General features: G+C 39.8%; 5 protein-coding genes. 4 read left to right on the top strand and 1 reads right to left on the bottom strand.

All coding sequences use genetic code 11. The features are described from left to right. The 4 genes from AC1DPQ_RS24805 to AC1DPQ_RS24790 form a co-directional block, all read left to right on the top strand. Positions 1-567, top strand: a 567-nt coding sequence (locus AC1DPQ_RS24805; protein ID WP_477611198.1) for a hypothetical protein, incomplete at its 5' end; no start/stop codon positions are given. Between the two features lie 51 nt (positions 568-618). Then, positions 619-1416 (top strand): hypothetical protein, encoded by a 798-nt coding sequence (locus tag AC1DPQ_RS24800; protein ID WP_477578606.1) that lies wholly within the window; start codon positions 619-621, stop codon positions 1414-1416. A gap of 89 nt (positions 1417-1505) precedes the next feature. After that, positions 1506-1796, top strand: coding sequence for a helix-turn-helix domain-containing protein (locus tag AC1DPQ_RS24795; protein WP_477578604.1), 291 nt, complete (start codon positions 1506-1508; stop codon positions 1794-1796). After that, a complete protein-coding gene (locus tag AC1DPQ_RS24790) occupies positions 1787-2110 on the top strand; it encodes a hypothetical protein (RefSeq protein WP_477611197.1) in 324 nt (107 codons plus the stop codon). Before AC1DPQ_RS24795 ends, AC1DPQ_RS24790 begins: the two co-directional genes overlap by 10 nt. Here AC1DPQ_RS24790 and AC1DPQ_RS24785 read toward each other — a convergent pair. Then, positions 2107-2407 (bottom strand): hypothetical protein (locus AC1DPQ_RS24785; protein WP_477611196.1); only part of this gene is annotated, 301 nt, incomplete at its 5' end. The two genes, AC1DPQ_RS24790 and AC1DPQ_RS24785, sit on opposite strands and share 4 nt — an antisense overlap.

The following is a 2407-nucleotide window of genomic DNA, read 5'->3' as shown; positions in this document are numbered from 1 at the left end:
GTTTACAAACAGAGCAACGTTCCTTCCATTATTTCGCAAGGGGAAGCGGATGACCTTCTAACTGGTCTGAAGGCCAACCTAATTAAAGAAACTACTGAGAACGGGCAGCAAAAGAAATTGATGGTGGAATACGACTGGGACACCCGTGAATTTATTGTTTCAGACACATCTAGGCTGAGGGTGCCAGAAATGATTAACGGTATGCCCCTTACGCCCTATCAGAAGGAACGTTTTGGTAGCGGAAGGCAGATTGAAATGCCGGATGGGACCACCTTTCAGGCCAGTAGCACGACTCCGGATGGAATCCGTTCCAATAGGTTGGCGCTTGTCGTCTCTCTTTTGATGGACGGTGGAATATCCTACCTTCTGCTAACAGGTCTGAAAGCCATGGTTGGCGATCGGGGACTGTTGCCGCAGAAAGATGAGCGGAATGAAAATTATCACAAAGCGCTTCAGGCAGCGGCAGCACAGAAGTCTACCGTCAAGGACGCTGAAGAAAAAAACTCATCCATATCCAATAATAACGAGTATTCGCGTGGATATGGCAGATCAGGAGTGTCGAGATAATCCTGTTCAAAAAAAATAATCAAATGAATTTTAACCTTAATTTTTTCAATTATGAATGAGAATAATTTAGAGTACTTACAAAATACATTAAAGTACTTAGGCTTTGGGGATTCCCTAAACGCAGATCTAAAGGAGTCAATTTCGCATGCCCCCGAGGGCTTTAAAATCCAGTCTCCCACTAAGGAGATGCCAGATCCGGCTAAAAGATATGAGGCCGGTTTTGGTGATAAGATGACATACTTACTTAGCTTTTCAAAAAGTAAGGAAACCGACATGTATTTTTTTAATAGTTATGAGGCGACATTGAAAAGAGCTGACACGAAGGATCTTATTTCGCAGACCTTTTATATCAACAAAGGAAAAGGGGTGACCGCTAAAGAAAGTTACAATCTGCTTTCGGGTCGTGCGGTAAATAAGGATGTTGTGTTGAAAAGCGGAGAAAAAGCAAATCTTTGGCTTAAGCTGGATTTCGCCGAACATACTCCAGAGAAAGGTTTCAAAATTGACCCTTATGGCAAAAATTATGGCTTTAGTCTTAAAGAAACAGTAGATAAATTTAATATACTGAATATGGAGAAGCCGGGATTTAAGGATCAGTTGCTTAAAAGCCTTGAACGTGGAAATCTTCACGAGGTGTCGTTTATGAAGAATGGAAAGGAAACAACTGGTTTTGTTACAGCTAATCCCCATTTTAAAACGCTGGATTTTTATAACAACGATTTAAGCGAGGTTTATAGTAAAGCAATAGACAGGCATGATACGCTGGAAAAAAAAGAGGTGGATAAAGTGCCGGAAATGGTCATGGAACAAGAACCGGCTTCCAGGGAGAAAAAAGGAATTTCAAGATAGTTTGTAGGCAATCAGTGCATATGTATAGGGGACTTTTAGTCCCCTGTTTTGTCATGCCTGAATTTTTTAACAACATAGATAAATAGGTTATGGGTGTGGAAGTATTAACTAAAGAAGATTTGGTGGATTTTGGTAACGGCTTACTGGAAGAGATCAGAAAAATTGTCAAAATTGATCCGGCAGTGAAAAAGAAGTTTTTGAAAGGCTATGAAGTGAGGAAGATTTTAGGGATATCCCAGGGAACCTTACAAAATTTAAGGATCAATGGAACGCTGTCTTTTTCAAAGATCGGCAGTATTTATTACTATGATTCCAAAGTAGTGGATGATCTGCTGGAGGGAAAAATCGGAGTGGCTGGAAAACAAAGATTATGGAGGTAAGGATAATGGGTGCCGGAAAAGATAAAAGACTGAAGGAAATTTTAACGGCTATCCATTCAGATATTCACATTACTACTACAGATATCGCTTTATTGCACGCTTTGATTACGTTTTATATTCAGGCTGATCAGGAAGGTTTTTTTCAGATTTCCCGCAGTGGACTCATGAGAATCAGCAAGATTTTATCTACCCGCACTTATCACAAGAGTATTAAAARACTAATCAGACTTGGTTACATTTTATATGAGCCTTCCTACCATCCAGAGTTTGGAAGCAGGGTTTCTTGGGGTAAAATGGGGGGATTTAAAAGTTAACTTACCGATTTCATTTTTCCGGTATACATCTCTATAAGGCTAAGAGCCTTAGCACCTACGGGAACTTTGTGTAGTGTATGTTGCTGGAAATTAAACTTTTCAATAAATATTGCTGTATTTCCTTTTATCTTAAGAAAGCCCTGCTCAAAGTAGTATTCTGCTACTTCATTTTCAGCGTCTCGGTTCCTAAGCCAAAAGCGGATAAATTCTCCGGTTTTGCAGTCATAGTACAGCCAATGATTATCAAGCTCTTCTTGATTGGAGAGCTCAATGATGAACATAGCATCATTTTCATAA

The sequence above is a fragment of the Pedobacter sp. 01T416_2 genome, assembly GCF_056398925.1.
Note: the sequence above shows the minus strand (reverse complement) of the source record. Positions and strands in the feature narration are given on the sequence as shown.

Coding starts and splice junctions, on each gene's coding strand:
- AC1DPQ_RS24800 (WP_477578606.1), top strand. CDS start 619: ATGAATGAGAATAATTTAGAGTACTTACAAAATACATTAAAGTACTTA.
- AC1DPQ_RS24795 (WP_477578604.1), top strand. CDS start 1,506: ATGGGTGTGGAAGTATTAACTAAAGAAGATTTGGTGGATTTTGGTAAC.